Below are 26690 nucleotides of genomic sequence, written 5' to 3'. Positions count from 1 at the left end.
TCGTCGGTCCGGTGGGACGGTCGCCGATTATCGACGCGCACCGATGGTCAGGCGGCGCGCGGGGCTGCTGCAAGCAGCGGCTCGACCAGGCCGCGCGCGGTGTCGCCCAGCCAATCGAGCTCGCCGAGCACCGAACTGCGGGCCGTGCCGCCGCGATCGATCAGCACCGTGGTCGGGAACACGCGCGGCGTCCAGGCGGCGGCGGCCTCGCCCTCGCGGTCGAGCAGGATCGGCAGCGAGAACGGCAGCGTCTCGAGGAAGCGCTTGATCTTCGGCACCGGCTCCTGATAGTTGACGGACAGGATCACCAGTCCGGCCTTCTCGTGGCGCGTCTGCAGCAGCTCGAGCGATGGCATCTCGGCGCGGCAGGGTTCGCACCAGCTGGCCCAGAAGTTCAGGACGACCGGCCGGCCCTTCAGCGCGGCGAGGGTCCAGGCCTTGCCGTCCAGGTCGGTCAGCGCGAGGGCCGGGGTCGGCCTGCCGGCAGGCCAGGGCCGAACGACGTAGGCCGCGCGAGCCGGGCCGGCCGCTGCCACCGCGGCAAGCGCCACCGACGCGGTCAGGAAACGACGGCGTGTTGTCCTACTCGGGCCCTGCCCATCCATGGTCTGCATCGGAATTCCAGCCGGTGTAAGGTGCGGGCAACGTTGATCGACACCCGTATGCACGACGATTGCACCACATCCGTCCATGACCCCATTGCGCACGCCCCGATTCATCCAGCGCCATGTCGCCGACACGGCGGCCGACCGCCGCGAGATCGAATCCGGGCTGATGCAGCAACCGGCGCACGCCGCGCCCAAATACTTCTACGACCGCCTGGGCTCGCACCTGTTCGAGGCGATCACCGAGCTGCCCGAGTACTACCCGACCCGCACCGAGGCGGCGATCTTCGCCTCGCACGGCGCGGCGATGGCGCGTCGCATCGGTGCCGGCGCGACGCTGATCGACCTGGGCGCTGGCAACTGCGCCAAGGCGATCCGGCTGTTTCCGCTGCTGGAGCCGAGCCGTTATGTGGCCGTCGACATCTCGGTCGACTTCCTGCACGACGCGCTCAAGCGCGTTCAGCGCGAGCACCCGGCGCTCGACGTCGTCGGGCTCGGCCAGGACTTCTCCGCCACGCTCGACCTGGACGATGACCTGATCGGCACGCGCGGCGTATTCTTCTACCCCGGCTCCAGCATCGGCAACTTCACGCCCGGCGACGCGCTGGCGTTCCTGAAGCGCGTGCGATCGCAGGCACAGGGAGGCGGCCTGCTGATCGGCGTCGACCTGGTCAAGCCGGGTGCGATCCTCCAGGCCGCCTACGACGACGCGCTCGGCGTCACCGCGGCGTTCAACCTGAACCTGCTGCGGCAGCTGAACCGGTTGATCGGCAGCGACTTCGCGCCGGCCGACTGGCAGCACGTCGGGCTGTGGAACGAGTCGGCCTCGCGGGTCGAGATGCACCTCGAAGCGCGCCGCGACCTGACCGTGCGCTGGTCCGGCGCGCAGCGCGATTTCCGCGCCGGCGAGCGCATCCACACCGAAAACTCCTGCAAGTACACGGTCGAGAATTTCGCGACGATGCTGCAGGACGCAGGCTTCGCGGCGCCCGAGCACTGGACCGACGAGCGCGGCTGGTTCGGCGTGTTCTGGGCGCCGGCCGGCTGAACGTTCGTTGTCCGTGTAGACCGTCAGTTCCAGCCGCATACACCCGCCCAGCGGTCGGCGTAGTTGCACAGCGCGGCCATCAGCGCCAGGCCGACGCCCCGCCGTCATCGGGGCCTGTCGCGCCGACCCCATCGGTCAGGCGGACGCCCGAGCCCGGCGGATCACCAGGCTCACATCACACCCGTTCGGCGACCCAGCCATGCACCGACGCGAGTGCGGCATCGAGCTTGCTCGGATCGGTGCCACCGGCCATCGCCATGTCGGGCTTGCCGCCCCCCTTGCCGCCGACCTGCTGCGCGACGAAGTTGACGAGCTCGCCGGCCTTGAGCTTGGCGATGCTGTCGTTGGTCACGCCCGCGGCGATCTGCACCTTGCCGCCCTCGACGGTGGCCAGCACGATCGCGGCCGTCTTGAGCTTGTCCTTCAGCTTGTCCATCGTGTCGCGCAAGGTCTTCGCGTCGGCGCCGGCCAGCATCGCGGCCAGCACCTTGATGCCGTTCACGTCGACGGCGCCGGCCATCAGCTCGTCGCCCTGCGACGACGCGAGCTTGCCCTTCAGCGCTGCGAGTTCCTTCTCGAGCGCGCGCACATGATCCAGCACCTGCGTCAGGCGCGCCGGCACTTCCGCGGGCGACGCCTTCAGCGCGCCGGCCAGCTGCTGCACCGTGCCTTCGAGCGACTGCAGGTAGGCCAGCGCGTTGTCGCCGGTGATTGCCTCGACCCGCCGCACGCCGGCCGCGACGCCACTCTCGCCGACGATCTTGAACAGGCCGATGTCGCCGGTGCGCTGCACGTGCGTGCCGCCGCAGAACTCGCGGCTGCTGCCGATGTCGAGCACCCGCACCTCGTCGCCGTACTTCTCGCCGAACAGCATCACTGCGCCGGATTTCTGCGCCTCCTCGATCGGCATGACGCGGGCATTCGTCGCGGCGTTCGCCAGGATCTCGGCATTGACGATCGCTTCGACCTGCGCGATCTGCGCCTCCGTCAGCGGCCCGTTGTGGACGAAATCGAACCGCGTGCGATCGGCGTTGACCAGCGAGCCCTTCTGCTGCACGTGCTCGCCGAGCACCTCGCGCAGCGCCTTGTGCATCAGGTGGGTCGACGAGTGGTTGCGCACGGTCTTCGCGCGCTGCTCGGCATCGACCTTGGCGGTGAACACGTCGCCGACCTTGATCTCGCCCTCGGCGACGCGGCCATGGTGGCCGAACACCGCCGCCTGGACCTTGATCGTGTCTTCGACCAGGAAGCGCGACGTGGCGTTGCGCAGCTCGCCCGTGTCGCCGACCTGGCCGCCGGACTCGGCGTAGAACGGCGTGTGGTCGAGCACGATCACGGCGTCGTCGCCCGACGTCGCGCTCGCGACGGCACTGCCGTCGACATAGACCGCGGTCACCTTCACGCCGTCGCGCGCCAGCTCGTCGTAGCCGTGGAACTGCGTGACCGCGCCGCTGTATTCCAGCCCCTGCGCCATCTTGAACTTGCCGGCCTCGCGGGCGCGTTTCTTCTGCTCGTCGAGCAGCTCGTTGAAGCGCGCCTCGTCGACCGTGACGCCGCGCTCGCGGCATACGTCGGCGGTCAGGTCGACCGGGAAGCCGAAGGTGTCGTGCAGCTTGAACGCAGTGTCGCCGTCGAGTTGCTTGGAGCCCGCCTTGTCCAATGACGCGAGCGCCTTCTCCAGGATCTCCATCCCGTTCGCGATGGTGCGGAAGAAGCCTTCCTCTTCCTGCTTCAGCACCTCGAACGCGCGCTTCTCCTCGCGGCGCAGCTCGGGGTAAGCGTCGCCCATCTCGTTGGCGAGCGCGCCGACCAGCGTGTGGAAGAACGGCTTGCGCGCCCCGAGCTTGTAGCCGTGGCGAATGGCGCGGCGGGCGATGCGGCGCAGCACGTAGCCGCGGCCCGCGTTGCTCGGGATCACGCCGTCGACCACCGTGAAGGTGCAGGCGCGGATGTGGTCGGCGATCACCTTGAGCGACGGCGACTCGATGTCGCAGTCACCCCCGCCCGCCAGATCGACCGCCTTCTTCGACGCGGCCAGCAGGTTCACGAACGTGTCGATCTCGTAGTTGCTGTGCACGTGCTGCAGCACCGCGGTCAGGCGCTCCAGGCCCATGCCGGTGTCCACGCTCGGCTTGGGCAGCTTGTGCATCACGCCCGCGTCGTCGCGGTTGAACTGCATGAACACGTTGTTCCAGATCTCGATGTAGCGGTCGCCGTCTTCGTCGGGCGAACCCGGCGGGCCGCCGGCGATCTCCGGGCCGTGGTCGTAGAAGATCTCGGTGCACGGCCCGCACGGACCGGTGTCGCCCATCATCCAGAAGTTGTCGGAGGCGTAGCGCGCGCCCTTGTTGTCGCCGATCCGCACGATGCGGTCTGCCGGCACGCCGACGTCCTTGTTCCAGATCTCGTAGGCCTCGTCGTCCTCGGCGTAGACGGTGACCCAGAGCTTTTCCTTCGGCAGCTTGTAGACCTCGGTCAGCAGTTCCCAGGCGTAGGCAATCGCGTCCTTCTTGAAATAGTCGCCGAAGCTGAAATTGCCCAGCATCTCGAAGAAGGTGTGGTGGCGCGCGGTGTAGCCGACGTTCTCGAGGTCGTTGTGTTTGCCGCCGGCGCGGATGCACTTCTGCGCGGTCGTCGCGCGCGAGTACGGGCGGCGGTCGGTGCCCAGGAACACGTCCTTGAACTGGTTCATCCCGGCGTTCGTGAACAGCAGCGTCGGGTCGTCGCCGGGCACGACCGGGCTCGATGCGACGATCGCGTGCCCTTTCGCCTCGAAGAACTTCAGGAAGGTCTGGCGGATTTCGGAAGCTTTCATCCGGCTCTTTCGTTGCTATCTCGTTGGGTACAGCGTGCCAGGCGGGGCCGGCAAACTTTCGATTATAGGAAGGCAGGTGGCCCGGGCCGAGCAGGATGCTGGAGGCGACCACCTGGCAGGTCGGTCATGCCCGCGGCCACCGCACCGTGGGCGTGCGCCAAGGGGTCGCGCAGCGAACGCAGGTGCCCCGGAGATCATCCGCGGCCGCAGCGGATTGAACATCGTCGGCGGCGACCTGGTCGAGATCGCACCGCCCTACGACCCCTCGGGCAACACGGCGCTGTCCGGCGCCAAGCTGCTTGCTCTGCGAGATGCTGTGCGTGCTGCCGGGCGTCGGCCGCCGCTGGGCCGCCTTCGGCAGCCTACTCGTCGTTGGCCGCGCTGACCGGCGCCGCGCCGGGCGCGCCGAAATTCGAGAAACCTGCGCGGCCCTGGGCCTGCGCCGCTGCCGCGAGACCGACGGCGCGGCGCAGCAACGCGTCCGGCTGCGCGCCGTCCTGCGGGTACTGCCCGATGCCGAGCGCGGTCGCGACGCTCAGGTCCTCGCCGGCGACGCGCAGCGGCTGCAGCAGCGACTGCATCAGCTTGGCGCCCACCCGTTCGGCATCGGCCGGCGACAGGATCGACCCGAGCAACACCGCGAAGCTGTCATCGCCCAGCGAGGCCACGACATCGCTGGCGCGCACACCGGCACGCAGGCGCACGCCGACCTTGCGGCGCAGCACGTTCGCCGCCTCGCGACCGTGCCGTGCCTCGGCCGTCGCGAGGCCCTCGATGCGCAGCGCGAGCACGGCCATCGGTGCGGGCTCGCGCTCGCGCAACGCGAGCAGCTGGCTCATGTGCTCGATCAGCTGCTGCTGGTGCGGCAGCCCGGTGTCGAGGTCGGTGGCGTAGGCGGTGCGTGCGTCGCGCTCGAGGCGCTTGCGCTCGATCGCGGCGCGCAGGCGTTGCGGCAGCGACGGCATGGCGAGTTCGGCCGCCACGAGCACGTCCTGCGCGCCGCGCTCCCACCAGGCGAGGACGCGGGCGGGCGCCAGGTCGGCCACGACCACGACGATCGCGATCTCGCGACCCACCTCGGCGGCGATCTCGACCGCCTGGGCGTCGTCGGTCAGCACCAGCGCGTCGCAGGCCTCCTCCGCGAGCCGCGCGAGCACGGCGTCGTGGCCATCGCAACGCAGCACCGCGAACGGGCCGAAGCCCGAGGCCTGCAGGGCCTGCGCCGGCAAGTCCAGCTGGGTGGCGATCGTCAGGTCGCGGCCGCCGCCGGGTTCGGTATCAGTCATCGCGACAGAATACCGCGGCGCGCAGCAGGCGGCGTGACGATCAGTAGATCATCCGACCATCGCCCAGCAGGTGCGAGTGGCAGTCCTTCTTGGCCACCAGGCAGTTCTGGAACCACGCTTCGCTGACATCGTGACGCCAGCCGTTGAACCAGTCGCCATGCGACGAGTAGCCACCCGGCTTGGCCGTGTCGTAGTTGTCGCTGGCCAGCCGCCACTTGAGCGCGGCATCCCGGGTCTTCGCGGTGTAGACGACGTTGAACGAGATCTCCGGCAGGATCACCGGGTGCGAGGCCGGGCAGGCCAGCATCTGCCAACCCCGGGTGCTGGAGGGATCGGGCACGGCCACCGGGTAGCTCATGTGGCTCTTGTGGTCCGGGCTGTCGAGGTTGACGCCGTCCCAGCACTGGGGGAAGAAGATCTCCTGCCACACGGACGCGCCCAGGTCGCAGTTCGGGATCGCGCTGCCGTACTTGTCGTTCTCGCCGAGCGGACCGCCGATGCACTTGAAGCGGTAGGCGAACACGTCGGTGTCGGTGCGCGGCGCCGTCGCGGCAGGGTTGCCGGCCACCATGCGCAGGCCCTGCGGGATGCCGCGGCTGAGCTTGTCGCCGGTGAACACGCCGGCCTTGTAGTAGACGTTGATCTCGTCGGGCGCGACCGGCTTGCCGGTGGCGGTGTCGATCATCGTCGGCACCCAGTACGCCGAGCGGTTGGCGATGCCGCCGCGGCAGGTGCTGTTGCCGAAGGCCAGCAGCGAATCGGTCGTCGAGTTCTCGCTCACGGCCGTGTTGCCGAAGAAGGTGTGCAGATGCGACTGGCCCACCGTGCCCGGGAACACGATCGGATCGATGCGCGCCATCTTCGAGAAGTTGCACGACGTCCGGAATGCACCCAGGTCGCTGTCCGCGGGGCGCTCCGTGGTGGGCATCACCTGGAACAGTCCGCTGCCCGGGCTGCCGGTCGGCAGAGCCGAATAGACGATGGACAGGGCGGAAGCCAGCATCGCGGAACCGGACGTGTCCTTCGCGACCCCGGCGGGCTTGGTCCAGCAGGAAGTGACGCGGTTGTCGGGCCAGTCCGCGCCGAGCGATCCGTTGCACCAGACGCTCTTGTCGAAGACCGTGCCGCTGGTGAACTTGGTGCCGTTCCCCCAGATCACGACGCTCGGCTCGGTCACCCTGCAGAGCTGACCGAACTCGGCGCACTTGACGTAGCCGGCGGTCGGGGCCGGTGCCGTCGTGACCGGCGTTGCCGGCTTGGTCGACACGGCGGCGGCGCTGGCCGCGGGCTTGGGCGCGGCGGCTTTCACGACGACCGCGGGCGCACGCGTTCCGGCAGCACAGCGCCCGAACGGGCTGGTGGTGGCCGTCGACTTGCTGCAGTCGACCGGCGTCGTCGAGAAGGTGAACGTCTTACCGCCGGATCCGGCGTGTGCAATCAGGGGGGGAGCAACAGGCAAAAGGAAGCCGCTGCTGCGAGAGTGATTCGCCGCATGTGGTGTGTCGAGAAGAGGAAGAGAACTGAGGAACGCGAACGTCCGACGGAATGACCAAGTCGCCCGGCGCGGTTTCGGTGAGGGACGTCGTTCTCACGTCACTGCCAAGCGCTGGGCCGAGCGAACTCTATCCGCGGATCGAGTCAGTCCCACGCAACCGACGAAAGTCGATGTAACGCACGCCGGACCGGTGCGTGCAGCCGAGGCAGCGCCTTCAGGCTGGAGCGGGTGAGGGGAATCGAACCCCTGTATGAAGCTTGGGAAGCTGCCGTTCTACCATTGAACTACACCCGCGGCTGGGCGCGATTCTAGCGCGCGGGCGCGCTCAGGCGCTCGCCGTGCGCTGCCCGTCGGCGCCGCGGCCGGCGATGTCGATCACGGTGTCGCGAACCGTGTCGTTGACGCGCTGCAGGCCGCCCGCTGCCACCGCACAACGCCCGCGCTCCGCCATCGCCTCGGCCGCTTGTGGATCGCGCAGCAGCTCGGCGCATTGCCGCACCCAGGCCGCGGCGGCATCGGCCACGCGCAAGTGAAGACCATCGGTCAGTTCCCTGTCGAAGCCGGCATGCGCGAACCGCGAGGCCACCAGCGGACGGCCGTGAACCAGCGCGTCGATCACCTTGATCTGGGTGCCGCCGCCCGACTGGATCGGCGCCACCACCAGCGCCGCACGATCGTATTCGGCCGCCAGCGCATCGACGAAACCGTGGAAATGGATCGCATCGCGGTGCAAGGTCGCCGCCAGGATCGAGGGGTACCTGCCGACGACATGCAACTCGACCTGCGGGAACTCTTCCACCAGCGACGGCAGGACCTCGGTCGCGAACCAGAGCAACCCGCGCGCGTTCGGCGGATGGTCGAAGTAGCCGACCATCAGGATCCGGCCGGGCACCGGCGCCTGGCGCGCGCGGCCGGCGTCCGGCGCGAGCACGGTGTTCGGAACCCAGGACAGCGCACGTGCTTTCAGTCGCGCCCCGTCGGCGGGGTTGACGTACCAGACATGCGCCGCACGGGTCAGCGCCACGCGGGCCGCGAAATTGCGCAGCCCCAGCGCGGCGCGCACCCGCAGCGACACCGGCAGGTTGGGCGAGATCGACTTGAACATGTCGTCCGCATCGACCACCAGACGCGTCCAGGCGCGGAGCGGCACAAACAGCGCCAGGCCGATGTAGCGCGCCACGATGACGTCGTAGCCGCCCGCGCGCACCACGGCGGCGACGTGGCGGCGGATCGCCAGCCGCTGTCCCAGTTGATGCAGCCTGCCACTGCCGCGCGCATAGAGGGCACGCTTGACGCGCCCCGGCTGCCACTCGGTGTCGAGCCGGGTCGACGGGGCGCCGTGGATCACCAGCGTGTCCACCTCGCCCACTTGCAGCAGCGCCTCGCGGATCTGGTGACTGCGGATCGCGCCGCCATAGGAGCGATCGTCGATGTCGGCCAGCGTGAGGTACAGCATGCGCATTTGCGACAATCATCCCATGCGCAGGCGCTGTTCCGGCGCGCCAGGCGTGGCGTCGCGGCGCGCGGTTCAACCGTTCCTGGCGAGCCAGGCCACCATCGCGTCCAGCGCGGGCCGGCCGGCGGCGGGGTCGGCACTGTTGACCATGAGGGCCACCGCATACATCTTGCCGCTCGCCCCGTGGACGTACCCGGCAAGCGCCCGGGTGTCGTTCAGGGTGCCGGTCTTGAGGTACGCCTGGCCGGCGGCGCGGCTGCCGACCAGCCTGCCCTTCATCGTGCCGTCGACGCCGGCGATCGGCAGCGACTCGAAGAAGGCCTGCGCCTGCGCCGCGCGCCAGGCCTTGCGCAGCAACTGCACCAGCGCCCGCGGCTTGGCCCGCTCGCTGTGCGACAGGCCGGACCCGTTCTCGACCTCGATGTCGCCATCGGCCAGACCCTGCTCGCGCAGCCACATGGTCATGGTCCGCTGCGCACCGATCAAGGTGGCCGGCCGCGCCGGAAAGCCGGGCGAGAGGGAAAGCATCAGGTTGCGCGCGCCGACGTTGTCGCTGACCTTGTTGATGTCGCGCACCAGTTCCGTCAGCGGCTTGGAGCGGTCGAACGACAGTGGCTGCACCGGCTCGCCGTCCGACCCGAGCGGGATCGGGCTGACGCCCGGCACCACCGCGGCGGAGACGACCCGGCCGTGCAGAACGCCGCCCGCGGCCGCCCACATCGCCGGCAACGCGCGCGCCGCGATGCCGCTGTCCGGCGGCGGCACGAAACTCACGGTGCGCGTGCCGCACGCCGTGCCCCAGCTCCCGTGGACCAGCACGGTGGCTCGGCCATCCCGACCGCCCTGCCAGATCGGCACGACGCTGCAGCCGCCCCCCATCGACACGCGGTTGTCGATCCGCACGTCGCTGAGCGCCGGCCGCAGGCTCAGCGCCGCCCGGCCGCTGCGCGACGGCTGCACGACCACATCGAGCTGGCCCTCGTCGAGGGTCATCGCATCGGGCCACACATGCCGGGGCTCGCCGGCCGATTGCAACGGCGTGCCCTTGTGGTCGGCCGGCGTGAGCTGGAACGCGTAGCGGTCGAGCACGATGTCGCCCTCGATCTCGCGCAGGCCCTGATCGTGCATGCGCTTGAACCACGCGGCCAGGCCCTGCGACGTGAGCTGCGCGTTGCCGCCGCCGACGATCAGCAGATCGCCGACAAGCTTGCCCTGGGCCAGGGTGCCGAGCGCGAACGCGGAGGTGCGCCAACGGTAGTACGGCCCTAGCAGGTCGAGCGCGGCGAGCGAGGTCACGATCTTCGTCGTCGACGCCATCGTGTACGGCTGCTCGGCATTCAGCGCGAACACGGTGCGTTCGCCGATCACCTCCTGCGCGTACAGGCCGAAGCTCTGCGCGGGCAGGCCGGACGCCTTGATCGCGCCGGCCACCGCCGCCGGCAGGCCGACCGCCGCTTCGCGCGCGGGTGCCGGGCGCCTGGGCGCGGCCTCCGCCGTGGCGCCCAGGGCGACCAGCAGCACGACACCGAGTGCGCAGAGACATGACGGCTTGGACATGGGCGCGAGGCTAGCAGCCGCGGCGCCAGGCCCGCCCCCCGATCGCGTGTGGCCTGTGCGCGTGCGGGGCCATTGCGTGGCCGCCGTCACAATGCAGCCTGCCGAATTTTTGCGCTCACGCCACAGATGACCGACTCGAACGACCCCGCCTCGTTGCCGGAACGCCGCAGCATCCGCAGCTTCGTGGTGCGCGCCGGCCGGATGGGGCCGGGACAGACCCGCGCGCTGGCCGAGCTCGGCCCGCGCTTCGTGCTGCCGTACGCCGCTGCGCCGTTCGACTTCGCGGCGGCCTTCGGTCGCGACGCGCCGCGCGTGCTCGAGATCGGCTTCGGCATGGGCGACGCGACGGCCGCCATCGCGCAGGCGCTCCATGGCACCGACTTCATCGGGGTCGAGGTGCACACGCCCGGTGTCGGCGCGCTGCTCAAGCAGATCGGCGAACGCGGCCTGACAAACCTGCGCCTGCTCCAGCACGACGCGGTCGACGTGCTGCAGCAGATGATCGCGCCGGGCTCGCTGGCCGGCGTGCATGTGTTCTTCCCCGACCCGTGGCACAAGAAGAAGCACAACAAGCGGCGGCTGATCCAGCCCGACTTCGTCACGCTGCTGACGAGCCGGCTCGCGGCGGGCGGCTACCTGCACTGCGCGACCGACTGGCAACCGTATGCCGAGCAGATGCTGCAGGTGCTGTCGGCCGAGCCGGCGCTGCGCAACAGCGCCGACGGCTACGCACCCAGGCCCGAGTACCGGCCGCTGACCAAGTTCGAGAACCGCGGTCTGAAGCTCGGCCACGGCGTCTGGGACCTGGTGTTCGTCAAGCGCTAGTCGGCCCAGGTCACCAGGCCGCTGTACGCGGTGATCAGCACGACGATGCCGAACGCGATCCGGTACCAGGCGAACACGACGAAGGTGTGGGTCGAGATGTAGCGCAGCAGCCAGCGCACGCAGACCCAGGCCGACAGGAACGAGAACAGCAACCCGACGCCGAACAGCGGGATGTCCGCGGCCGACAGCAGCGCGCGCTCCTTGTAGAGGCTGTAGAGACCGGCACCGACCAGCGTCGGGATCGCGAGGAAGAAGCTGTAGTCGGTCGCGCATTTCCGGCTCAGGCCGAGCAGCATGCCGCCGATGATGGTCGCGCCGGAGCGGCTGGTGCCCGGGATCATCGCCAGGCACTGCACCAGGCCGACCTTCAGCGCGTCCATTCGCGACATGTCGTCGACCGTCGCCACGCGCGTTTCAACCGCGGTGCGGCGCTCGGCCCACAGGATGATGAAGCCGCCGACGATGAAAGTGCTCGCGACCACGATCGGCGTGAACAGGTGCGCCTTGATCGCCTTGCCGAACAGCAGCCCGAGCACCACGGCCGGCACGAAGCCGATTGCGACGTTGATCGCGAAGCGCTGCGCCTTCGCGTCGCTGCCCAGCCCCGCCATCGTCTCGCGCAGACGCTGCCAGTAGACGATGATCACCGCGACGATCGCGCCGGTCTGGATCGCGATGTCGAACACCTTCATCTTGTCGTCGTTGAAGCCGAGCAGCGAGCCGGCGAGGATCAGGTGGCCGGTGCTCGAGATCGGCAGGAACTCGGTCAGGCCCTCGACCACGCCCATCACGGCGGCTTTGAACAACAGGATCAGATCCAACGGTGACTCCGGCGATTGAGGACGCGCGATCTTACCGATGCCCCGTGGGGCGGCCCGGTGTCCCTGCCGCCCGCCTTGACCCTGCCGACACGTGCGGATACATTACTGACTGCTCAGTCAGTATGAAATCACCCGCCTCCGTCCGCACGTCTGCGACCGGCCCCGCCTCCGTGCGGCAGCGCCGCAAGGAGGCCCGACCGCAGGAACTGCTGGCCGCCGCGCTGGAGCTGTTCGTCGAACGCGGCTTCGCAGCCACCCGCTCGGAGGACGTGGCCGCGCGCGCCGGCGTCTCCAAGGGCACGCTCTACCTGTACTACCCGAGCAAGGAAGAGTTGCTGAAAGCCGTCGTGCGCGAAAACCTCGGCGCGCTGATCCGCGAGGGCACCGACATCGCGGAGGGCTTCGACGGCGACACCCAGGCGCTGCTCTCGCTGCTGATGCACACCTGGTGGGAGCGCATCGGCGAGACGCCGGCCTCGGGCATCTTCAAGATCATCCTGACCGAGATGGGCAACTTCCCGGACTTCGCGCGCTTCTACATGGACGAGGTGATCGAACCCGGACGCGCCCTGTTCACTCGCGTGCTTCAGCGCGGCATCGATGCCGGCGAGTTGCGCCCGGTCCATCTGTTCGAGACCGTGCACCTGCTGATCTTCCCGACCCTGATGCTGTGCCTGCACCGGCATTCGATCGGCCCGTGCCACCTGCCCAGCCGCGAACTCGATCCGCACCGTTTCATCGACACCCACATCGACACCGTCGTCAACGGCCTGCGGCGCCCGCCCGCAGCGCCCGCCGCCGCCACGCGCAAGAAAGCTCCGCCCCGCTCATGAAACCCTGGATGAAATGGACGCTCGCCCTGGTCGCGGTGGCGTTGGTCGTCGCGCTTGGCGCGCGCATCGTCAAGGGCCGGCGCCTGCAGGCGGCCGCCAACGCCCCCGTCGCCGCGCCGCAGCCGCTGGAACTGGGGCCGGCCGATGTCGGCACGGCGCGCGTCGCGCCGCTGGCGCGCACCCTGGCGGTCTCGGGCGGACTGAAGGCCGTGACCAGCGCAGTCGTCAAGGCGCGGATCGCCTCCGAGGTCAAGACCCTGACGGTCCGTGAAGGCGACGCCGTCAAGGCGGGCCAGGTGGTGGGCCAGCTCGACACCGTCGAGTTCGAGTGGCGGGTCAAGCAGGCCGAGCAGACCGCGCTGGCCGCGCGCACCCAGCTCGACATCGCCAAGCGAACGCTCGCGAACAATCGCGCGCTGGTCGAACAGGGCTTCATCTCGGCCACCGGCCTCGAGACCTCGGTCTCGACCGAAGCCGGCGCCGCGGCCAGCTACCAGGCCGCACTCGCTGCGGCGGAGCTGGCGCGCAAGTCGCGTGCCGACTCGCAGCTGATCGCGCCGATCGGCGGGATCGTGTCGCAACGCTTCGTGCAGCCGGGCGAGCGGGTCGGCGTCGAGGCGAAGGTGATCGAGATCGTCGACCTCTCGCGCATCGAACTCGAGGCGGCGGTCGCGCCGGAGGACGTCGGCGCGGTCCAGATCGGGCAGACCGCCCGCCTGAATGTCGACGGCCTCGCCGAGCCGGCCACCGCGACCGTGGCGCGCATCAACCCGAGCACCCAGGCGGGCACGCGCGCGGTGCTGGTCTACCTGGCGCTGCAGCCGCAGCCGGGGCTGCGCCAGGGCCTGTTCGCGCGCGGCCAGATCGAACTGCAGCGGCGCGACGCGCTGGTCGCGCCGGTGGCCAGCGTGCGAGTCGACCAGGCCCGGCCGTACGTGCTCGCGGTGCAAGGCGGGCAGGTGCGGCAGCGCACGGTCGAGCTCGGTGCGCGCGGCACCGCGCTGATCGACGGCCGCAGCGAACCCGCCGTCGAACTGCTCAGCGGTGCCACCGCCGGCGACGTGCTGCTGCGTGCCAGCGCCGGCGCGCTGCGCGACGGCACGGCCGTCAAGCTGGCCACGCCCGCAGCAGCACCGGCGGCCACGCCCGCACCGACCGGGTCCGCGCCCGGCTGAGCTCATGTGGTTCACCCGCGTCTCGATCGGCAACCCGGTGATGGCCGTGATGGTCATGCTGGCGTTCGTCGTGCTCGGCCTGTTCAGCTACCAGCGGCTGGCGGTCGACCAGTTCCCGAACATCGACTTCCCGACGGTGGTGGTCGTGATGGATTACCCCGGCGCCTCGCCCGAGATCGTCGAGAGCGAGGTCACCAAGAAGGTCGAGGAGGCGGTCAACACCGTCGCCGGCATCAGCTCGCTCTACTCGCGCTCGTACGAGGGCACCTCGGTCGTGATCGTCGAGTTCAACCTCGATGTCGACGGCCGCAAGGCGGCCGACGACGTGCGCGAGAAGGTCGGCCTGATCCGGCCGCTGCTGCGTGACGAGGTCAAGGAGCCGCGCATCTCGCGCTTCGACCCGCAGAGCGTGCCGATCTTCAACGTCGCGCTGCTGTCCACCGACGGCAAGAAGACGCCGCAGGAGCTGACCACCTGGGCCACTCAGGTGCTGCAGAAGAAACTCGAGAACGTGCGCGGCGTCGGCTCGGTCAGCGTGATCGGCGGCACCGAGCGCGAGATCAACCTGTACGTGAAGCCGTCCGCGCTCGACGCGCTGGGGGTCAGCATCGACCAGGTCGTCGCCGCCGTGCGCAGCGAGAACCAGGAGCTGCCGATGGGCTCGCTGCGCTCGCTCGAGCAGGAGCGTGTGGTGCAGATCAACGCGCGGCTGCAGCGGCCCGAGGACTTCCGCGAGATCGTGGTCGCACGGCGCGGTGCCAACGGCAGCCCGGTCAAGCTGTGGCAGGTGGCCGACATTGCCGACGGCCCGCAGGAGATCGACAGCGTCGCGCTGTACAACGGCCAGCGCACCGTGCTGCTGAGCGTGCAGAAATCGCAGGGCGAGAACACGATCGCGGTGGTCGACGGGCTGCAGCAGGCGCTCAAGGAAGCCAAGCCGCTGTTCCCGCCCGGCGTCAGCGTCGAGGTCAACCGCGACAACTCGCGCTCGATCCGCGTCTCGGTTGCGAACGTCAAGCGCACGCTGTTCGAGGGCGCGGCGCTGACGATCCTGATCGTGTTCCTGTTCCTGAACTCGTGGCGTTCCACCGTGATCACCGGCCTGACGCTGCCGATCGCGCTGATCGGCACGTTCCTGTTCATGTACCTGTTCGGCTTCACGATCAACAGCATCACGATGATGGCGCTGAGCCTGTGCGTGGGCCTGCTGATCGACGATGCGATCGTCGTGCGCGAGAACATCGTGCGGCACGTGCAGATGGGCAAGAGCGCGCACCAGGCGGCGCTGGACGGCACCAACGAGATCGGCCTGGCGGTGCTCGCGACCACGCTGTCGATCGTCGCGGTGTTCCTGCCGATCGGCTTCATGGGCGGCATCGTCGGCAAGTTCTTCCACGAGTTCGGCCTGACGATCGTCGCCGCGGTGCTGATCTCGATGTTCGTCAGCTTCACGCTCGACCCGATGCTCTCGAGCGTCTGGCACGACCCGCACTCGGCCGAGCACGACCCGGATGCGCCCCGGGTCACCCGCTACGACAGGACGATCGGCCGCGTCACCCACCTGTTCGACCGGCTGACCAACGCGCTGTCGCGCACCTACCAGCGCATCCTCGGCTGGTCGCTGAAGCACAAGCTGGCGACGCTGGCGATCGCGCTCGGGACCTTCGTCGCGAGCTTCTTCGTGATCCCGCTGCTCGGTGCCGAGTTCGTGCCGAAGGCCGACTTCTCCGAGACCCAGGTCAATTTCTACACGCCGGTCGGTTCGTCGCTCGAGCAGACCGAGGCCCGCGCCAAGCAGATCGACGCGGCGCTGCGCGAGCTGCCCGAGGTCAAGTACACCGTCACGACGATCAACAGCGGCCAGGCTGCCGGCAAGATCTACGGCGCAGTCTATGTGCGCATGGTCGACCGCAAGGACCGCGTGCGCAGCATCGACCAGATGGCGGTGCCGCTGCGCGCCAAGCTCGCGCGCATCCCCGGCATCACGATCACCAACATCGGCACCACCGACCTGGGCGGCGGCAAGAGCCTGCAGTTCTCCGTGCAGGGACCGGACCTGGCCGAGCTCGAGCGGCTGTCGCGCACGATCACGCCGAAGCTGCAGGCGATCCGCGGCCTGGTCGATCTCGACAGCACGCTCAAGCCCGACAAGCCGACCGTCTCGATCGACGTGAAGCGCGACGCGGCCTCCGATGTCGGGCTGAACGTCAACATGCTCGCGACCAGCCTGCGCACGATGATCGCCGGCACCACGGTGGGCAACTGGCGCGCGCCGGACGGCGAGAACTACGACGTCAACGTGCGCCTGAGCCCCGACGCGCGCGTCTCGATCGCCGACCTGCAGCGCACGCCGATCAACGTGCCCGCCGCGGCGGACGGCTCGCCGCGCTCGGTGCGGCTGTCGCAGGTGGCCGACATCCGCGCCTCGACAGGGCCGAACCAGATCAACCGCCGCGACCTGAACCGCGAGATCAACTTCGACGCCAGCGCGTTCGGGCGCAGCTCGGGCGAGGTCTCGGCCGAGATCAAGGCCGTGCTGGACAACGTCGCCTGGCCGCCCGGCTACCGCTACAGCTTCGGCGGTTCGACCAAGAACATGACCGAGTCGTTCCAGTACGCGATCGGCGCGCTGGCGCTGGCGATCGTGTTCATCTACATGATCCTGGCGAGCCAGTTCAAGAGCTTCCTGCAGCCGATCGCGCTGATGAGCGCGCTGCCGCTGACGTTGATCGGCGTCGTCCTGACGCTGCTGGTGTTCGGCTCGACGCTGAACATGTTCAGCATCATCGGCATCGTGATGCTGATGGGGCTGGTGACGAAGAACGCGATCCTGCTGGTCGACTTCGCGATCCGTTCGCGCGCCGGCGACCATGGGGAGCCGCCGCGCAGCCGCGAGGACGCCCTGCTCCACGCCGCGCAGGTGCGGCTGCGGCCGATCCTGATGACGACGCTGGCGATGGTCTTCGGCATGGTGCCGCTGGCATTCGCGCTGTCCGAAGGCTCGGAGCAGCGCGCACCGATGGGCCAGGCGGTGATCGGCGGGGTGATCACTTCGTCGCTGCTGACGCTGGTCGTGGTGCCGGTGATCTATTGCTACCTCGACGACCTCGCCACCTGGGCAAAGCGGCGCTGGCGCGGCACGCCGGCAGGTCTCGCCGCCGAGCCCACGAAATAGAATCCCGGCGCGCCACCCTCTTCCCTGCGACCACCATGAACATCGAACAAGCCCGCTTCAACATGATCGAACAGCAGATCCGCCCCTGGGATGTGCTCAATCTCGGCGTGCTGGAGCTGCTCGCCGTCGTCAAGCGCGAGGATTTCGTGCCGCCCGAGCACCGGGCGCTGGCCTTCGTCGACACCGAGGTGCCTCTTCCGTCTTCCACGAATGGCCAGCAGTGCATGCTGGCGCCGAAGATCGAGGCCCGGCTGCTGCAGGAACTCGCCGTGCACAAGCATGAGCGCGTCCTCGAGATCGGCGCCGGCTCCGGCTACATGGCCGCGCTGCTCGCGCACAAGGCGCAGCAGGTCACGACGCTCGAGATCGACCCCGAGCTGGCCGCCTTCGCGACCGCCAATCTGCGCCGCGCCGGCGCGGCGAACGTCACGGTGGTGATCGCCGACGGCAGCGGCGGCCTGGCCGGCGACGGCCCGTTCGACGTGATCCTGCTCTCCGGCTCGGTCGCCGAGGTGCCGCAGGCGCTGCTGTCGCAGCTCAAGGTCGGCGGGCGCCTGGCCGCGATCGTCGGCAGCGAGCCGGTGATGCGCGCGGTGCTGATCACCCGCACCGGCGACCGGGGCCTGGAGCGCCGCGTGCTGTTCGACACCGTCGCGCAGCGCCTGCGCGGCTTCCCCGAACCGACCCGATTCCACTTCTGATGAAGCAGCTCTCCGGTCGCGACCTTGTCGGCATGAGCACGGCAGCCGGCGCGCCGATGCCGCTGCTGCTCGACGTGCGCGAGCCCTGGGAGTTCGAGCTCGCGGCGATCCGGATCGACGGGCTGGAGACGCGGCTGATGCCGATGAACAGCGTGCCCGCCCGGTTGGCCGAGCTCGATCCGGTGCAGCCCGTCGTCTGCATCTGTCATCACGGCGCCCGAAGTGCGCAGGTCGTCGCATTTCTCGAGCGCCAGGGCTTCGAAGCGGTCTATAACCTCGCGGGCGGCATCGATGCCTGGTCGGCGCAGGTCGATGCAGGCGTCCCGCGCTACTGACAAGAAGACAAGACAAACCCAAACCGAGTTGGAGAGGTCCACCCCATGCCGCTGAGCCACCGCTTCCCTTCCCTGCGCGCCGGTCGTCCGCGTGCGCTCGTGGTGGCGCTCGCCGCCGCGCTGCCGCTCGCCTTCGCCACGCTCGGCGCCCGCGCGCAAAGCCTGCAGGAGCTCTACCAGACGGCGCACGGCTATGACGCCAGCTACCTCTCGGCCCGCGCCAGCCTGGACGCCGCGCAGTACCGCTACGACCAGGCGCGCGGGCTGCGGCTGCCGCAGGTGGGCCTCTCCGTCAACGGCGGCCGGCAGCTCAGCAGCACGCCGGACGCGCCCTCGACCCAGCAGGCCAACAGCAACAACTACGGCGCCAGCGTGAACGGCTCGCAGACGCTGTTCAACCGCGCCAACGACGCAACGATCGCGCAATCGGCCAAGGCCGTCGACGCCTACCGCGCCGACCTGGATGCCGCCGAGCAGGACCTGATCCTGCGCGTCTCGCAGGCCTACTTCGACGTCCTCGCGGCGCAGGACAACCTCGCCACCGCGCGCGCCAGTCTGGCCGCGATCTCCGAACAGGTGGCGTCGGCCAAGCGCAACTTCGAGGTCGGCACCGCCACCATCACCGACACGCGCGAAGCCCAGGCCCGCTACGACCTGGCGCGCTTCACGCAGATCCAGGCCGAGAACGACCTGACCACCAAGCGCATCCAGCTCGACCAGACGGTCGGCCGCAGCGGCGTCGTGCCCAAGCAGCTCGCGGTGCCGATCGCACTGCCGCCGCTGGCGCCGGCGAACATCGACGACTGGGTCGCGCGCGCCGATGCCGAGCACCCGCTGATCCGCAAGGCGCGCACGGCCCTCGAGATCGCCCGGCTCGACACCGACAAGGCCAAGGCCGGCCGGCTGCCCGTCGTCACGCTGAATGCCAGCTACGGCCGCGGGCGCACCGACGTCGCCGGGCAGCTGACCTCGTCGAACCCGCTGGTGCCGGGCTCGAGCCCTTTCGCGTACGGCACGCCGACGACCTCCAGCCAGATCGGCGTGACGCTGAACGTGCCGCTATTCTCCGGCTTCCAGATCCAGAACCGGATCAAGGAAACGCTGGTGCTCGAGGACAAATCGCAGAGCGACCTCGAGAACGCCCGCCGCAGCGTCACGCAGCTGACGCGGCAGCTCTACTACCAGGTCGGCTCGGCCGGCGCGCAGGTCGCCGCACTCGAGGCCGCCGAGTCGTCCAGCAAGCTGGCGCTGGAGGCCACGCAGCTCGGCTTCAAGGTCGGCGTGCGCGTCAACATCGACGTGCTGAACGCGCAGGCCCAGCTGTTCAACACCCAGGCCCAGCTCGCGAAGGCGCGCTACGACCTGATCATGGCCGGCCTGCGGCTGCGCCAGGCGTCCGGTCAGCTCGCCCCGCAGGACGTGGCCTCGGTCGACGCGCTGCTGATCCGCTGAGGACGGCGCCCCCGCGGGCCCACCCGATGCGCGGTAGCCCGGCGCGCCACGTTTCTTGACGGTGCAGACACTCCGCGTGCATGCGGCGCGGGCACACTGCCCACATCCCGACGACGACGCGCCATGCCCAGCACGAGCCCCATCCATGCGGCCATCGCCGCCCACCGCTTCGGCCTCGGCGAGCCCGCGCTCGACGCGATGGCCGCCGACCCTGCACGCTGGTTGACTGCGCAGATCGGTCCCGCCGATGCGCCGCGCGGCGATGGGCTGATGAGCACCGCGCAGGCGCTGGCCTTCGTCGCGGCCGAGCGCGAGGAACGCCGCGCCGCCCGCAGTGCGACCGCCGCCAGTGCGACCGAGCCGGCCGCCGCGCAGGCAGTCGCCGGTCGCTATCGCGACGTGATCGTCGCCGACGCGCGCTCGCGCCTGCTCACCGCGGCCACGACCGCGCGGCCGTTCGCCGAACGCCTGCACTGGTTCTGGGCCAACCACTTCACCGTCTCGCTCGCCAAGGGCAGCACGCGCGGGCTGGTCGGCGCATTCGAGCGCGACGCGATCCGCCCGCACATCGCCGGCTCGTTCGAGCAGCTGCTGTTCGCGTCGACGACGCATCCGGCGATGCTGCGCTACCTCGACAACGTCCAGTCGGCCGGGCCGGGCTCGCCGATCGTCGCGCGCGCCGCCCGCCGGGCACAGCGCATGGACGGAAGCCCGCGCGTCACCGGCCTCAACGAGAACCTGGCGCGCGAGGTGCTGGAGCTGCACACGCTCGGCGCCGAGAGCGCCCGCGCCGGCGTCTACACGCAGGCCGACGTGACCCAGTTCGCCGCGTGCTGACCGGCTGGCGCGTCGGCGTCCAGGACACCGATCCGGCGCGCAACTTCGACCCGGCCTGGCACGACCCCGGGCGCAAGACGCTGCTAGGCCGCAGCTACCCCGAAGGCCCGGACGCGCTGCGCAAGGTGCTGCACGACCTGGCCGCGCATCCGGCCACCGCGCGCTTCATCGCGTCCAAGCTGGCGCGTCACTTCGTCGCGGACATCCCGCCGCCGGCGTTGGTCGATCGCCTGGCCGCCACTTACGAGCGCCACGGCGGCGAACTGGCGCCGCTCTACCGCGCGCTGATCGCCAGCCCCGAGGCCTGGATGGTGCCGGCCGCGAAGCTGAAGACCCCCGAGGAATTCGTGATCTCGTCGGTGCGCCTGCTGCGGCTGAACCCGCGCCTGTTCGACCGCGGCGATGCGCCCGGCCAGAGCGGCGTGATGGCGCTCGGCCAGCGCATCCAGGCCGCGCCGTCACCCGCCGGCTGGAGCGACCGCGCCGAGGACTGGCTCGGCCCCGACGCGGTCTGGAAGCGCGTCGAGTGGTCGACGCGCACCGCCAACCGCCTGGGCAGCAGCGTCGACGCGCGCACGCTCGCCGCGCAGAGCCTCGGCCCGCTGCTCGGCACCGAGACGCGCACGCAGCTCGAGCGCGCTGCCGACGCGCCCCAGGCACTCGCGCTGCTGCTGATGGCCCCCGAGTTCCAACGCCGCTGAGTCGTGAAGAGGAGCAACGCGATGAACCCCGTCGACCCGAACGCCCTGCGCCGCCGCCTGCTCGCCGGGGCACTGGCAGCCGCCGCGCTGGCGCCCGCCGCGACGCTCAGCTTCGCCGGAAGCGGTGCGAAGGACGAACGGCGCTTCGTGCTCGTCATCCTGCGCGGCGGCCTGGACGGGCTTTCGGCCGTGCCGGCGATCGGCGACCCGGACTTCGCTGCCGCGCGCGGCCCGCTCGCGCAGTTCGGCGCCGCGCCGCTGGCGCTGCCGGACACGCCGTTCGCGCTGCATCCGCAGCTCGCGCAACTGCACGCGATGTACGGACGCGGCGAGCTGACCGTGCTGCACGCGGTCGGCCTGCCCTACCGCGACCGCTCGCACTTCGACGCACAGCAGGTGCTGGAGAGCGGCGGCACCCGACCCTACGACCTGTCGACCGGCTGGCTCGGCCGCGCGCTCGCGCCGTCGAATGCGAAGGCGCTCGCGCTGAACACCGCCGTGCCCCTGGTGCTGCGCGGCCCTGGCATCGTCGACACCTGGGCGCCGTCGGTGCTGCCGGACCCGGGCGCCGACCTGGTCGCGCGCCTCGGGCGCATGTACGCGAACGATCCGCCGCTCGCGACCGCGCTGGAACGCGCGCGGCGCCTGCATGCCGAGAACGCGATGGCCAGCGACGCGGTGGCGCCGGGCGGCCCGCGCGGCGGCAACTTCACGGTGCTGGCCACGCGTGCCGCCGCCTTCCTCGGCGCGCCGGACGGTCCGCAGGCCGCGGTGCTCGAACTGGGCGGCTGGGACACGCACGCGAACCAGGCCAACCCGACCGGAGCGCTGACGGGCAACCTGCGGCAGCTGGACGCCGGCTTGGCCGCGCTGCGCGATGGCCTGGTGTCGACCGGCGCATGGAAGCGCACCGTCATCGTCGTGGCGACCGAGTTCGGGCGGGAGGTCGCCGTGAACGGGACGCTGGGCACCGACCACGGCACCGGCGCCGCCGCCTTCGTGCTGGGCGGCGCCGTGAACGGCGGCCGCGTGCATGCGGAGTGGCCGGGCCTGGCGAAGCGCGACCGCAACGACGGGCGCGACCTGAAGATCACCACCGACCTGCGCGCGGTCCTGAGGAGCGTGCTGGCCGATCACCTGCAGCTCGCGTCACGCGCGCTGGACAACGACGTGTTCCCCGGCAGCGGCGCGCTCAAGCACGTCGCCCTGTTGAGGGCCTGAGGCGCCGGCGCCGGTGCGGGTCAGCCGGGGATCTGCGGCTCGACCAGCATCGCGAGCTGCGTCAGCGATTCCTGCCAGCCCAGGTAGCACATCTCGACCGGGATCATCGACGGGATGTCCTCCTGGACGATGCTGAGGTCGGTCCCGCAGGAGACGGCCTTGAACGTGATGGTGGTCGTCATGCCGCCCGCCAGGTTCGGGTCGTCGAAGCGGTCGGTGTAGCGGATCTTCTCCGCCGGCACCAGCTCGAGGTACTCACCACCGAACGAGTGCGCGTGGCCGCTGCCGAAGTTTCGGAACGACATCTTGTGCGTGCCGCCGACTGTCGCCTCGAGGTGATGGACGGTGCAGGTGAAGCCGAACGGCGGCAGCCATTTGGCGACGGCGTCCGGCTCGAGGAAGGCGCGGTAGATGCGCTCCGCGGGGGCACGCAGGACACGGTGAAGGCGGACGGTACCGGTGGACATGGCGAGCGCGCGCGACGGCGCTGGAGTGGCGTGAGGCGCGACCTTACGCCAATCACGCGCGCAAGGACAGACCCGCCCCGGTGACCAGAGGCAACATGCGGCGCGCCATCCGCGCCGCGGCGCCGCGATGGCGCGACGCGAATTCCAGCGCGTGGGCCGACAGCGCTTCCAGCTGCGCCGGCTCTTCGAGCAACGCCACTGCGAGCGCCACGCCCTCGTCCATGTCGGCGACCCGCAGCGAGGCGCCGGCGGCGAGCGACAACTCGGCGGCCTCGCTGAAGTTGAAGGTGCTCGGCCCCAGCACGAGCGGGCAGCCGCAGGCCGCCGCCTCGATCAGGTTGTGGCCCCCCAGCGGCGCGAAGCTGCCGCCCAGCAGCGCCACGTCCGCGGCCGCGTAGTACAGCGCCATCTCCCGCATCGAATCGCCGAGCCAGACCTGGGCGTGCAGCGCGTCGTCGGGGGGCGCATCGGTCCACGTGCTGCGCCGTGCCAGCGTCAGCCCGGCCCCTCGCACGAGGGCCGCGACCTCGTCGAAACGCTGCGGGTGGCGCGGCACGATCATCAGCAGCGTGTCGCCGTGCGGCGCGCGCTGCCAGGCGGCGAGCAGCGGCGCCTCCTCGCCTTCGCGAGTGATCGCGGCGAGCACGACGTCGCGGTTCAGGCGCGCGCGCCAGGCCGCGCCGCGGGTGAGTTGCGCCAGGTCCGGGGTCAGGTCGTATTTCAGGTTGCCGCAGACCTCGACCGCGCGCGCCCCGGCGGCGCGGATGCGCTGCGCGTCGTCGTCGGTCTGCGCCAGCACCAGCGCGACGCTGTCGATGGCAGGGCGCAGCACCGCATTGAACCGTTGACCGCGGCGAAAGCTCTTCTCGCTCAGGCGCGCGTTGGCCAGCACCATGGGCACGCCACCGGCCTGTGCCGCGAGCAACAGGTTCGGCCAGATCTCCGTCTCCATCAGCACGCCGAGCGCGGGGCGGAACTGCGCGATGAAGCGGCGCGTGGCGCCGGGCGTGTCGTACGGCAGCCAGGTCTGGCGATCGCCGTCGCGCAGCAGCGCCTGGCCGGCTTCGCGGCCGGTCGCGGTGCCGTGGGTCAGCAGCAGGCGCATCGCCGGATGCTCGGCCCGCAGCGCGTCGACCAGCGCGGCGGCGGCGCGGGTCTCGCCGAGCGACACCGCGTGCAGCCAGATCCAGCCCGCGCTGGGTGGCTCGGCATAACGGCCGAAGCGCTCGCCGAGGCGCGCGCGGTACAACGGCTCGGCGCGGCCGCGCCACCACAGCCGCAGCGCGTAGGCGGGCTGCAGCAGCCACAGCAGCGCCGAATACAGCGCGCGGGCGCGCGTTTCCGGCCAGGTGCTCAATGCACCGCCTCGCGCACGCCGGCCCAGGCCGCGGCGACCGCGTCCAGCGTCGGCGTCGGCTGCGCCTCGACCGACACCTGGTGCCGATGGCCATGCGCCGGTTGCGGCCCGGTGCGCCACGAGGTGGGGAAGTTGTAGATCTGGACGTGCGGCAGATCGAGCGCGACCGCGATGTGGCTCAGGCCGCTGTCCACGCCGATCACGCCCTGCGTCGCACCGAGCCGATCGGTCAGCGCATCCAGGTTCATCGCCGGCCACACCGCGGCCGACGCGCCGATCGCGGCGGCAATGCGCTGCGCGCGCGCGAGTTCGACCGGGCCGGCGTGCGGCAGCGCGATGCGCCAGCCCTCGGCCGCGGCGCGCTGGCCGAGTTCGATCCAGTGCGCTTCGGGCCAGAGCTTGTCGTCGCGCGAGGTGCCGTGCACGAACACCAGCGTCGGCGTGCTGTCGTCATGCGGCGCCGGTGCCGCGCGCAGGCCGAACACCGGCGGCCCGGCCAGCGCGTAGCCGAGCGCCTGCGCCGCCAGCACGCGCGAACGGTCGAGCGCGTGGATGCGCGGCTCGATGCGGATCGCGCGATCGACCAGCCAGCGCGCCGGCGGCTCGTGGCTCGCGCCGTCGGTGCGGTTGGCCAGGCCGTAGCTGGCGCCGGTCGGGGTGAGCTTCGCGAGTCGCGCGATCAGCGCCGACTTGGTCAGGCCCTGCAGGTCGAGCACCGCGTCGTAGCGGGTCGCCTGCAACCGCGCCTTGAACGCGCGCCACTCGGTCCGCACCGCGGCGGTCCACCAGGCCCTGATCCAGCGCCGCAACGCGCATTCCACGACCGTGTGCACGCCGTCGACGCGCCGCACCAGCGGCGCGAAACCGGGCTCGACGACCCAGTCGATCAGGGCCTCGGGAAACGCGGCGCGGATGTCATGCACCACCGGCATTGCATGCACCACATCGCCGAGCGACGACAGCTTGACGATGAGAACGCGCATGGAGCCCCTCGCCCGATGAGTACATCGGTCGATCCCCCGCGGGGATGCGGGCCGGCTTGGGAGCGGCCCGGCGCTCGACCCGCTGGGGCTCGGCCGCGTCACAGGGTCAGTGCGCCGCGGCGGCGACCTGGGCGTCGGGCTTCACGACGCGCAGCGCGGCCATGAAGTCGGCTTCGATCCGCTTCAGCGCCGCGGCGGTGTGGCCCTCGAAGCGCATCACCAGCACCGGCGTGGTGTTGCTGGAGCGGATCAGGCCGAAGCCGTCCTTGTAGTCGACCCGCAGTCCGTCGATCGTGCCGACCTCGCCCTTCGCGAAATGCGCGGCGAGGAAGGCCTTGTCGAGCAGCTTCTCGACGACTTGCCGCGGCTCGCCCTCGGCGCACGGCACGTTCAGCTCGGGCGTGCTGAAGCTGGTCGGCAGCGCGTTCAGCACCTTGCTCGGGTTCTTGCTGCGCGAGAGGATCTCGAGCAGGCGCGCCGCCGTATACGTGGCGTCGTCGAAGCCGTACCAGCGCTCGGCGAAGAAGATGTGGCCGCTCATCTCGCCGGCGATCGGCGCCCGGGTCTCGCGCAGCTTGGCTTTCACCAGCGAGTGACCGGTCTTCCACATCAGAGGCTTGCCGCCGGCCTTGCGGATCAGCGGCGCGAGGCGCTGCGTGCACTTGACGTCGAAGATGATGGTGCCGCCTGGCACGCGCTTCAGGATGTCGGTCGCGAACAGCATCAGCTGGCGATCGGGGTAGATGATCTGGCCGTCTTTCGTCACGACGCCGAGGCGGTCGCCGTCGCCGTCGAAGGCCAGGCCGAGTTCGGCATCGGTCTCGCGCACGGTGCGGATCAGGTCGGCCAGGTTCTCGGGCTTGCTCGGGTCGGGGTGGTGGTTCGGGAAGTCGCCGTCGACCTCGGAGTACAGCTCGGTGACATCGCAACCGAGCGCGCGCAGGATGCCGGGCGCCGACGCGCCGGGAATGCCGTTGCCCGAGTCGACGACGATCTTCATCGGCCGCGCCAGCCGGCAGTCGCCGACGATGCGCGCGAGGTACTCGGCGCCGATGTCCATCGTAGCGTTGCGGCCGGCGCCGCGCACGTAGTCCTCGGCCTCGATGCGGCGGCGCAGGTCCTGGATCTCGGCGCCGTAGATCGCCTTGCCGGCGAGCACCATCTTGAAGCCGTTGTAGTTCTTCGGGTTGTGGCTGCCGGTGACCATGATGCCGCTCTTGCAACCGCGCCGGCCGCGGGTCGCGGCCACGTAGTACAGCATCGGCGTCGTCACCGCGCCCAGGTCAACCACGTCGAGCCCGGTCGACTGCAGCCCCTTGATCAGCGCAGCGACCAGGCCGGGCCCGGAGAGCCGCCCGTCGCGCCCGACCGCCACCGCACGCTCGCCGGCCTTGACGGCCGCGCTGCCGAACGCCCGGCCGAGGTGCTCGGCGAAGGCGTCGTCGATACCGGCGCCGACGACGCCGCGGATGTCATAGGCTTTGAAACTGGAGGCGCTGACTTGCATGGGACAGGGAGACGTGGAAGGTGCGGCGATTGTAGGGA

The 26690-nt window shown here is 70.4% G+C and carries 20 protein-coding genes, 1 tRNA gene and 2 pseudogenes; 11 read left to right on the top strand and 12 right to left on the bottom strand.

Features of this window, described 5'->3' with window-relative positions; translation table 11 throughout:
* Positions 1–47: 47 nt before the first annotated feature.
* Positions 48–614 carry a TlpA family protein disulfide reductase gene (locus ACWH49_RS20305; protein ID WP_448173110.1) on the bottom strand — a complete coding sequence of 189 codons (567 nt, stop codon included), beginning with the start codon at positions 612–614 and terminating at the stop codon, positions 48–50.
* 76 nt (positions 615–690) lie between these two features.
* Between ACWH49_RS20305 and egtD the strand changes: the two genes are divergently transcribed.
* Positions 691–1653, top strand: a complete 963-nt coding sequence (gene egtD, locus ACWH49_RS20300) for an L-histidine N(alpha)-methyltransferase (RefSeq protein ID WP_448173109.1) — start codon at positions 691–693, stop codon at positions 1651–1653.
* A 175-nt stretch (positions 1654–1828) separates the two neighbouring features.
* Here egtD and alaS read toward each other — a convergent pair whose 3' ends face one another.
* Positions 1829–4468, bottom strand: a complete 2640-nt coding sequence (gene alaS, locus ACWH49_RS20295) for an alanine--tRNA ligase (RefSeq protein WP_448173108.1) — start codon at positions 4466–4468, stop codon at positions 1829–1831.
* A 190-nt stretch (positions 4469–4658) separates the two neighbouring features.
* Here alaS and ACWH49_RS20290 point away from each other — a divergent pair.
* Positions 4659–4812, top strand: a pseudogene (locus ACWH49_RS20290) (arginase family protein); the annotation flags it as partial.
* 18 nt (positions 4813–4830) lie between these two features.
* Here ACWH49_RS20290 and ACWH49_RS20285 read toward each other — a convergent pair.
* The 5 genes from ACWH49_RS20285 to dacB all read right to left on the bottom strand — a co-directional run bounded on the left by ACWH49_RS20285 (position 4831) and on the right by dacB (position 10262).
* The gene (locus ACWH49_RS20285) at positions 4831–5754 is read right to left on the bottom strand and encodes a GGDEF domain-containing protein (protein ID WP_448173107.1); all 924 of its coding nucleotides are present in this window, start codon (positions 5752–5754) and stop codon (positions 4831–4833) included.
* A 40-nt stretch (positions 5755–5794) separates the two neighbouring features.
* Positions 5795–7063 carry a DUF1996 domain-containing protein gene (locus ACWH49_RS20280; RefSeq protein ID WP_448173106.1) on the bottom strand — a complete coding sequence of 423 codons (1269 nt, stop codon included), beginning with the start codon at positions 7061–7063 and terminating at the stop codon, positions 5795–5797.
* Positions 7064–7469: 406 nt separating this feature from the next.
* A tRNA-Gly gene (locus tag ACWH49_RS20275) sits at positions 7470–7543 on the bottom strand.
* Positions 7544–7574: 31 nt separating this feature from the next.
* A complete protein-coding gene (locus ACWH49_RS20270) occupies positions 7575–8711 on the bottom strand; it encodes a glycosyltransferase (protein WP_448173105.1) in 1137 nt (378 codons plus the stop codon).
* 66 nt (positions 8712–8777) lie between these two features.
* Positions 8778–10262, bottom strand: a complete 1485-nt coding sequence (gene dacB, locus ACWH49_RS20265; protein ID WP_448173104.1) for a D-alanyl-D-alanine carboxypeptidase/D-alanyl-D-alanine endopeptidase — start codon at positions 10260–10262, stop codon at positions 8778–8780.
* A 126-nt stretch (positions 10263–10388) separates the two neighbouring features.
* On the opposite strand from dacB, the gene trmB reads away from it, so the two are divergent.
* Entirely contained in the window at positions 10389–11087 is a 699-nt protein-coding gene (gene trmB, locus ACWH49_RS20260; protein ID WP_448173103.1) for a tRNA (guanosine(46)-N7)-methyltransferase TrmB, read from the top strand.
* Here trmB and ACWH49_RS20255 read toward each other — a convergent pair.
* Positions 11084–11908, bottom strand: a complete 825-nt coding sequence (locus tag ACWH49_RS20255) for an undecaprenyl-diphosphate phosphatase (protein ID WP_448173102.1) — start codon at positions 11906–11908, stop codon at positions 11084–11086. The two genes, trmB and ACWH49_RS20255, sit on opposite strands and share 4 nt — an antisense overlap.
* Before the next feature lie 170 nt (positions 11909–12078).
* Here ACWH49_RS20255 and ACWH49_RS20250 point away from each other — a divergent pair, with 170 nt between their 5' ends.
* From ACWH49_RS20250 to ACWH49_RS20215, 8 genes and pseudogenes are all read left to right on the top strand, one after another.
* Positions 12079–12741, top strand: a complete 663-nt coding sequence (locus ACWH49_RS20250) for a TetR/AcrR family transcriptional regulator (protein ID WP_448173101.1) — start codon at positions 12079–12081, stop codon at positions 12739–12741.
* Between the two features lie 8 nt (positions 12742–12749).
* Positions 12750–13916 carry an efflux RND transporter periplasmic adaptor subunit gene (locus tag ACWH49_RS20245; protein ID WP_448173100.1) on the top strand — a complete coding sequence of 389 codons (1167 nt, stop codon included), beginning with the start codon at positions 12750–12752 and terminating at the stop codon, positions 13914–13916.
* 4 nt (positions 13917–13920) lie between these two features.
* Complete coding sequence (locus ACWH49_RS20240) at positions 13921–17091, top strand: efflux RND transporter permease subunit (protein WP_448173099.1); 3171 nt, start codon at positions 13921–13923, stop codon at positions 17089–17091.
* Positions 17092–17126: 35 nt separating this feature from the next.
* Positions 17127–17792, top strand: coding sequence for a protein-L-isoaspartate O-methyltransferase family protein (locus ACWH49_RS20235; protein ID WP_448173098.1), 666 nt, complete (start codon positions 17127–17129; stop codon positions 17790–17792).
* A complete protein-coding gene (locus ACWH49_RS20230; protein WP_448173097.1) occupies positions 17792–18127 on the top strand; it encodes a rhodanese-like domain-containing protein in 336 nt (111 codons plus the stop codon). The genes ACWH49_RS20235 and ACWH49_RS20230 overlap by 1 nt, the downstream gene beginning before the upstream one ends.
* Before the next feature lie 45 nt (positions 18128–18172).
* Positions 18173–19579, top strand: coding sequence for a TolC family outer membrane protein (locus ACWH49_RS20225; RefSeq protein WP_448173096.1), 1407 nt, complete (start codon positions 18173–18175; stop codon positions 19577–19579).
* A 123-nt stretch (positions 19580–19702) separates the two neighbouring features.
* Positions 19703–21117 (top strand): annotated as a pseudogene (locus tag ACWH49_RS20220) (DUF1800 domain-containing protein).
* 21 nt (positions 21118–21138) lie between these two features.
* Positions 21139–22338 carry a DUF1501 domain-containing protein gene (locus ACWH49_RS20215; RefSeq protein WP_448173095.1) on the top strand — a complete coding sequence of 400 codons (1200 nt, stop codon included), beginning with the start codon at positions 21139–21141 and terminating at the stop codon, positions 22336–22338.
* A 20-nt stretch (positions 22339–22358) separates the two neighbouring features.
* Here the strand turns inward: ACWH49_RS20215 and ACWH49_RS20210 are convergent, their stop codons facing one another.
* The 4 genes from ACWH49_RS20210 to ACWH49_RS20195 form a co-directional block, all read right to left on the bottom strand.
* Positions 22359–22805 carry an SRPBCC family protein gene (locus tag ACWH49_RS20210; protein ID WP_448173094.1) on the bottom strand — a complete coding sequence of 149 codons (447 nt, stop codon included), beginning with the start codon at positions 22803–22805 and terminating at the stop codon, positions 22359–22361.
* 52 nt (positions 22806–22857) lie between these two features.
* A complete protein-coding gene (waaA, locus tag ACWH49_RS20205) occupies positions 22858–24162 on the bottom strand; it encodes a lipid IV(A) 3-deoxy-D-manno-octulosonic acid transferase (protein WP_448173093.1) in 1305 nt (434 codons plus the stop codon).
* Positions 24159–25145 (bottom strand): lipopolysaccharide heptosyltransferase I, encoded by a 987-nt coding sequence (waaC, locus tag ACWH49_RS20200; RefSeq protein WP_448173092.1) that lies wholly within the window; start codon positions 25143–25145, stop codon positions 24159–24161. The genes waaA and waaC overlap by 4 nt, the downstream gene beginning before the upstream one ends.
* A 106-nt stretch (positions 25146–25251) precedes the next feature.
* A complete protein-coding gene (locus ACWH49_RS20195; RefSeq protein ID WP_448173091.1) occupies positions 25252–26652 on the bottom strand; it encodes a phosphomannomutase/phosphoglucomutase in 1401 nt (466 codons plus the stop codon).
* Between the last annotated feature and the right edge of the window lie 38 nt (positions 26653–26690).

The organism is Rhizobacter fulvus (assembly GCF_964020785.1).
The sequence above is the reverse complement of the archived record's forward strand: the minus strand, read 5'-3'. Positions and strand labels throughout refer to the sequence as shown.

What these genes read in the sequence shown, in the direction of transcription:
- ACWH49_RS20285 (WP_448173107.1), bottom strand. Translation starts at nt 5,754, where the DNA reads ATGACTGATACCGAACCCGGCGGCGGCCGCGACCTGACGATCGCCACC.
- waaC (WP_448173092.1), bottom strand. Translation starts at nt 25,145, where the DNA reads ATGCGCGTTCTCATCGTCAAGCTGTCGTCGCTCGGCGATGTGGTGCAT.
- egtD (WP_448173109.1), top strand. Translation starts at nt 691, where the DNA reads ATGACCCCATTGCGCACGCCCCGATTCATCCAGCGCCATGTCGCCGAC.
- ACWH49_RS20210 (WP_448173094.1), bottom strand. Translation starts at nt 22,805, where the DNA reads ATGTCCACCGGTACCGTCCGCCTTCACCGTGTCCTGCGTGCCCCCGCG.
- trmB (WP_448173103.1), top strand. Translation starts at nt 10,389, where the DNA reads ATGACCGACTCGAACGACCCCGCCTCGTTGCCGGAACGCCGCAGCATC.
- ACWH49_RS20235 (WP_448173098.1), top strand. Translation starts at nt 17,127, where the DNA reads ATGAACATCGAACAAGCCCGCTTCAACATGATCGAACAGCAGATCCGC.
- ACWH49_RS20225 (WP_448173096.1), top strand. Translation starts at nt 18,173, where the DNA reads ATGCCGCTGAGCCACCGCTTCCCTTCCCTGCGCGCCGGTCGTCCGCGT.
- ACWH49_RS20215 (WP_448173095.1), top strand. Translation starts at nt 21,139, where the DNA reads ATGAACCCCGTCGACCCGAACGCCCTGCGCCGCCGCCTGCTCGCCGGG.
- ACWH49_RS20270 (WP_448173105.1), bottom strand. Translation starts at nt 8,711, where the DNA reads ATGCGCATGCTGTACCTCACGCTGGCCGACATCGACGATCGCTCCTAT.
- ACWH49_RS20245 (WP_448173100.1), top strand. Translation starts at nt 12,750, where the DNA reads ATGAAATGGACGCTCGCCCTGGTCGCGGTGGCGTTGGTCGTCGCGCTT.
- alaS (WP_448173108.1), bottom strand. Translation starts at nt 4,468, where the DNA reads ATGAAAGCTTCCGAAATCCGCCAGACCTTCCTGAAGTTCTTCGAGGCG.
- dacB (WP_448173104.1), bottom strand. Translation starts at nt 10,262, where the DNA reads ATGTCCAAGCCGTCATGTCTCTGCGCACTCGGTGTCGTGCTGCTGGTC.
- ACWH49_RS20240 (WP_448173099.1), top strand. Translation starts at nt 13,921, where the DNA reads ATGTGGTTCACCCGCGTCTCGATCGGCAACCCGGTGATGGCCGTGATG.
- ACWH49_RS20195 (WP_448173091.1), bottom strand. Translation starts at nt 26,652, where the DNA reads ATGCAAGTCAGCGCCTCCAGTTTCAAAGCCTATGACATCCGCGGCGTC.
- ACWH49_RS20230 (WP_448173097.1), top strand. Translation starts at nt 17,792, where the DNA reads ATGAAGCAGCTCTCCGGTCGCGACCTTGTCGGCATGAGCACGGCAGCC.
- ACWH49_RS20305 (WP_448173110.1), bottom strand. Translation starts at nt 614, where the DNA reads ATGCAGACCATGGATGGGCAGGGCCCGAGTAGGACAACACGCCGTCGT.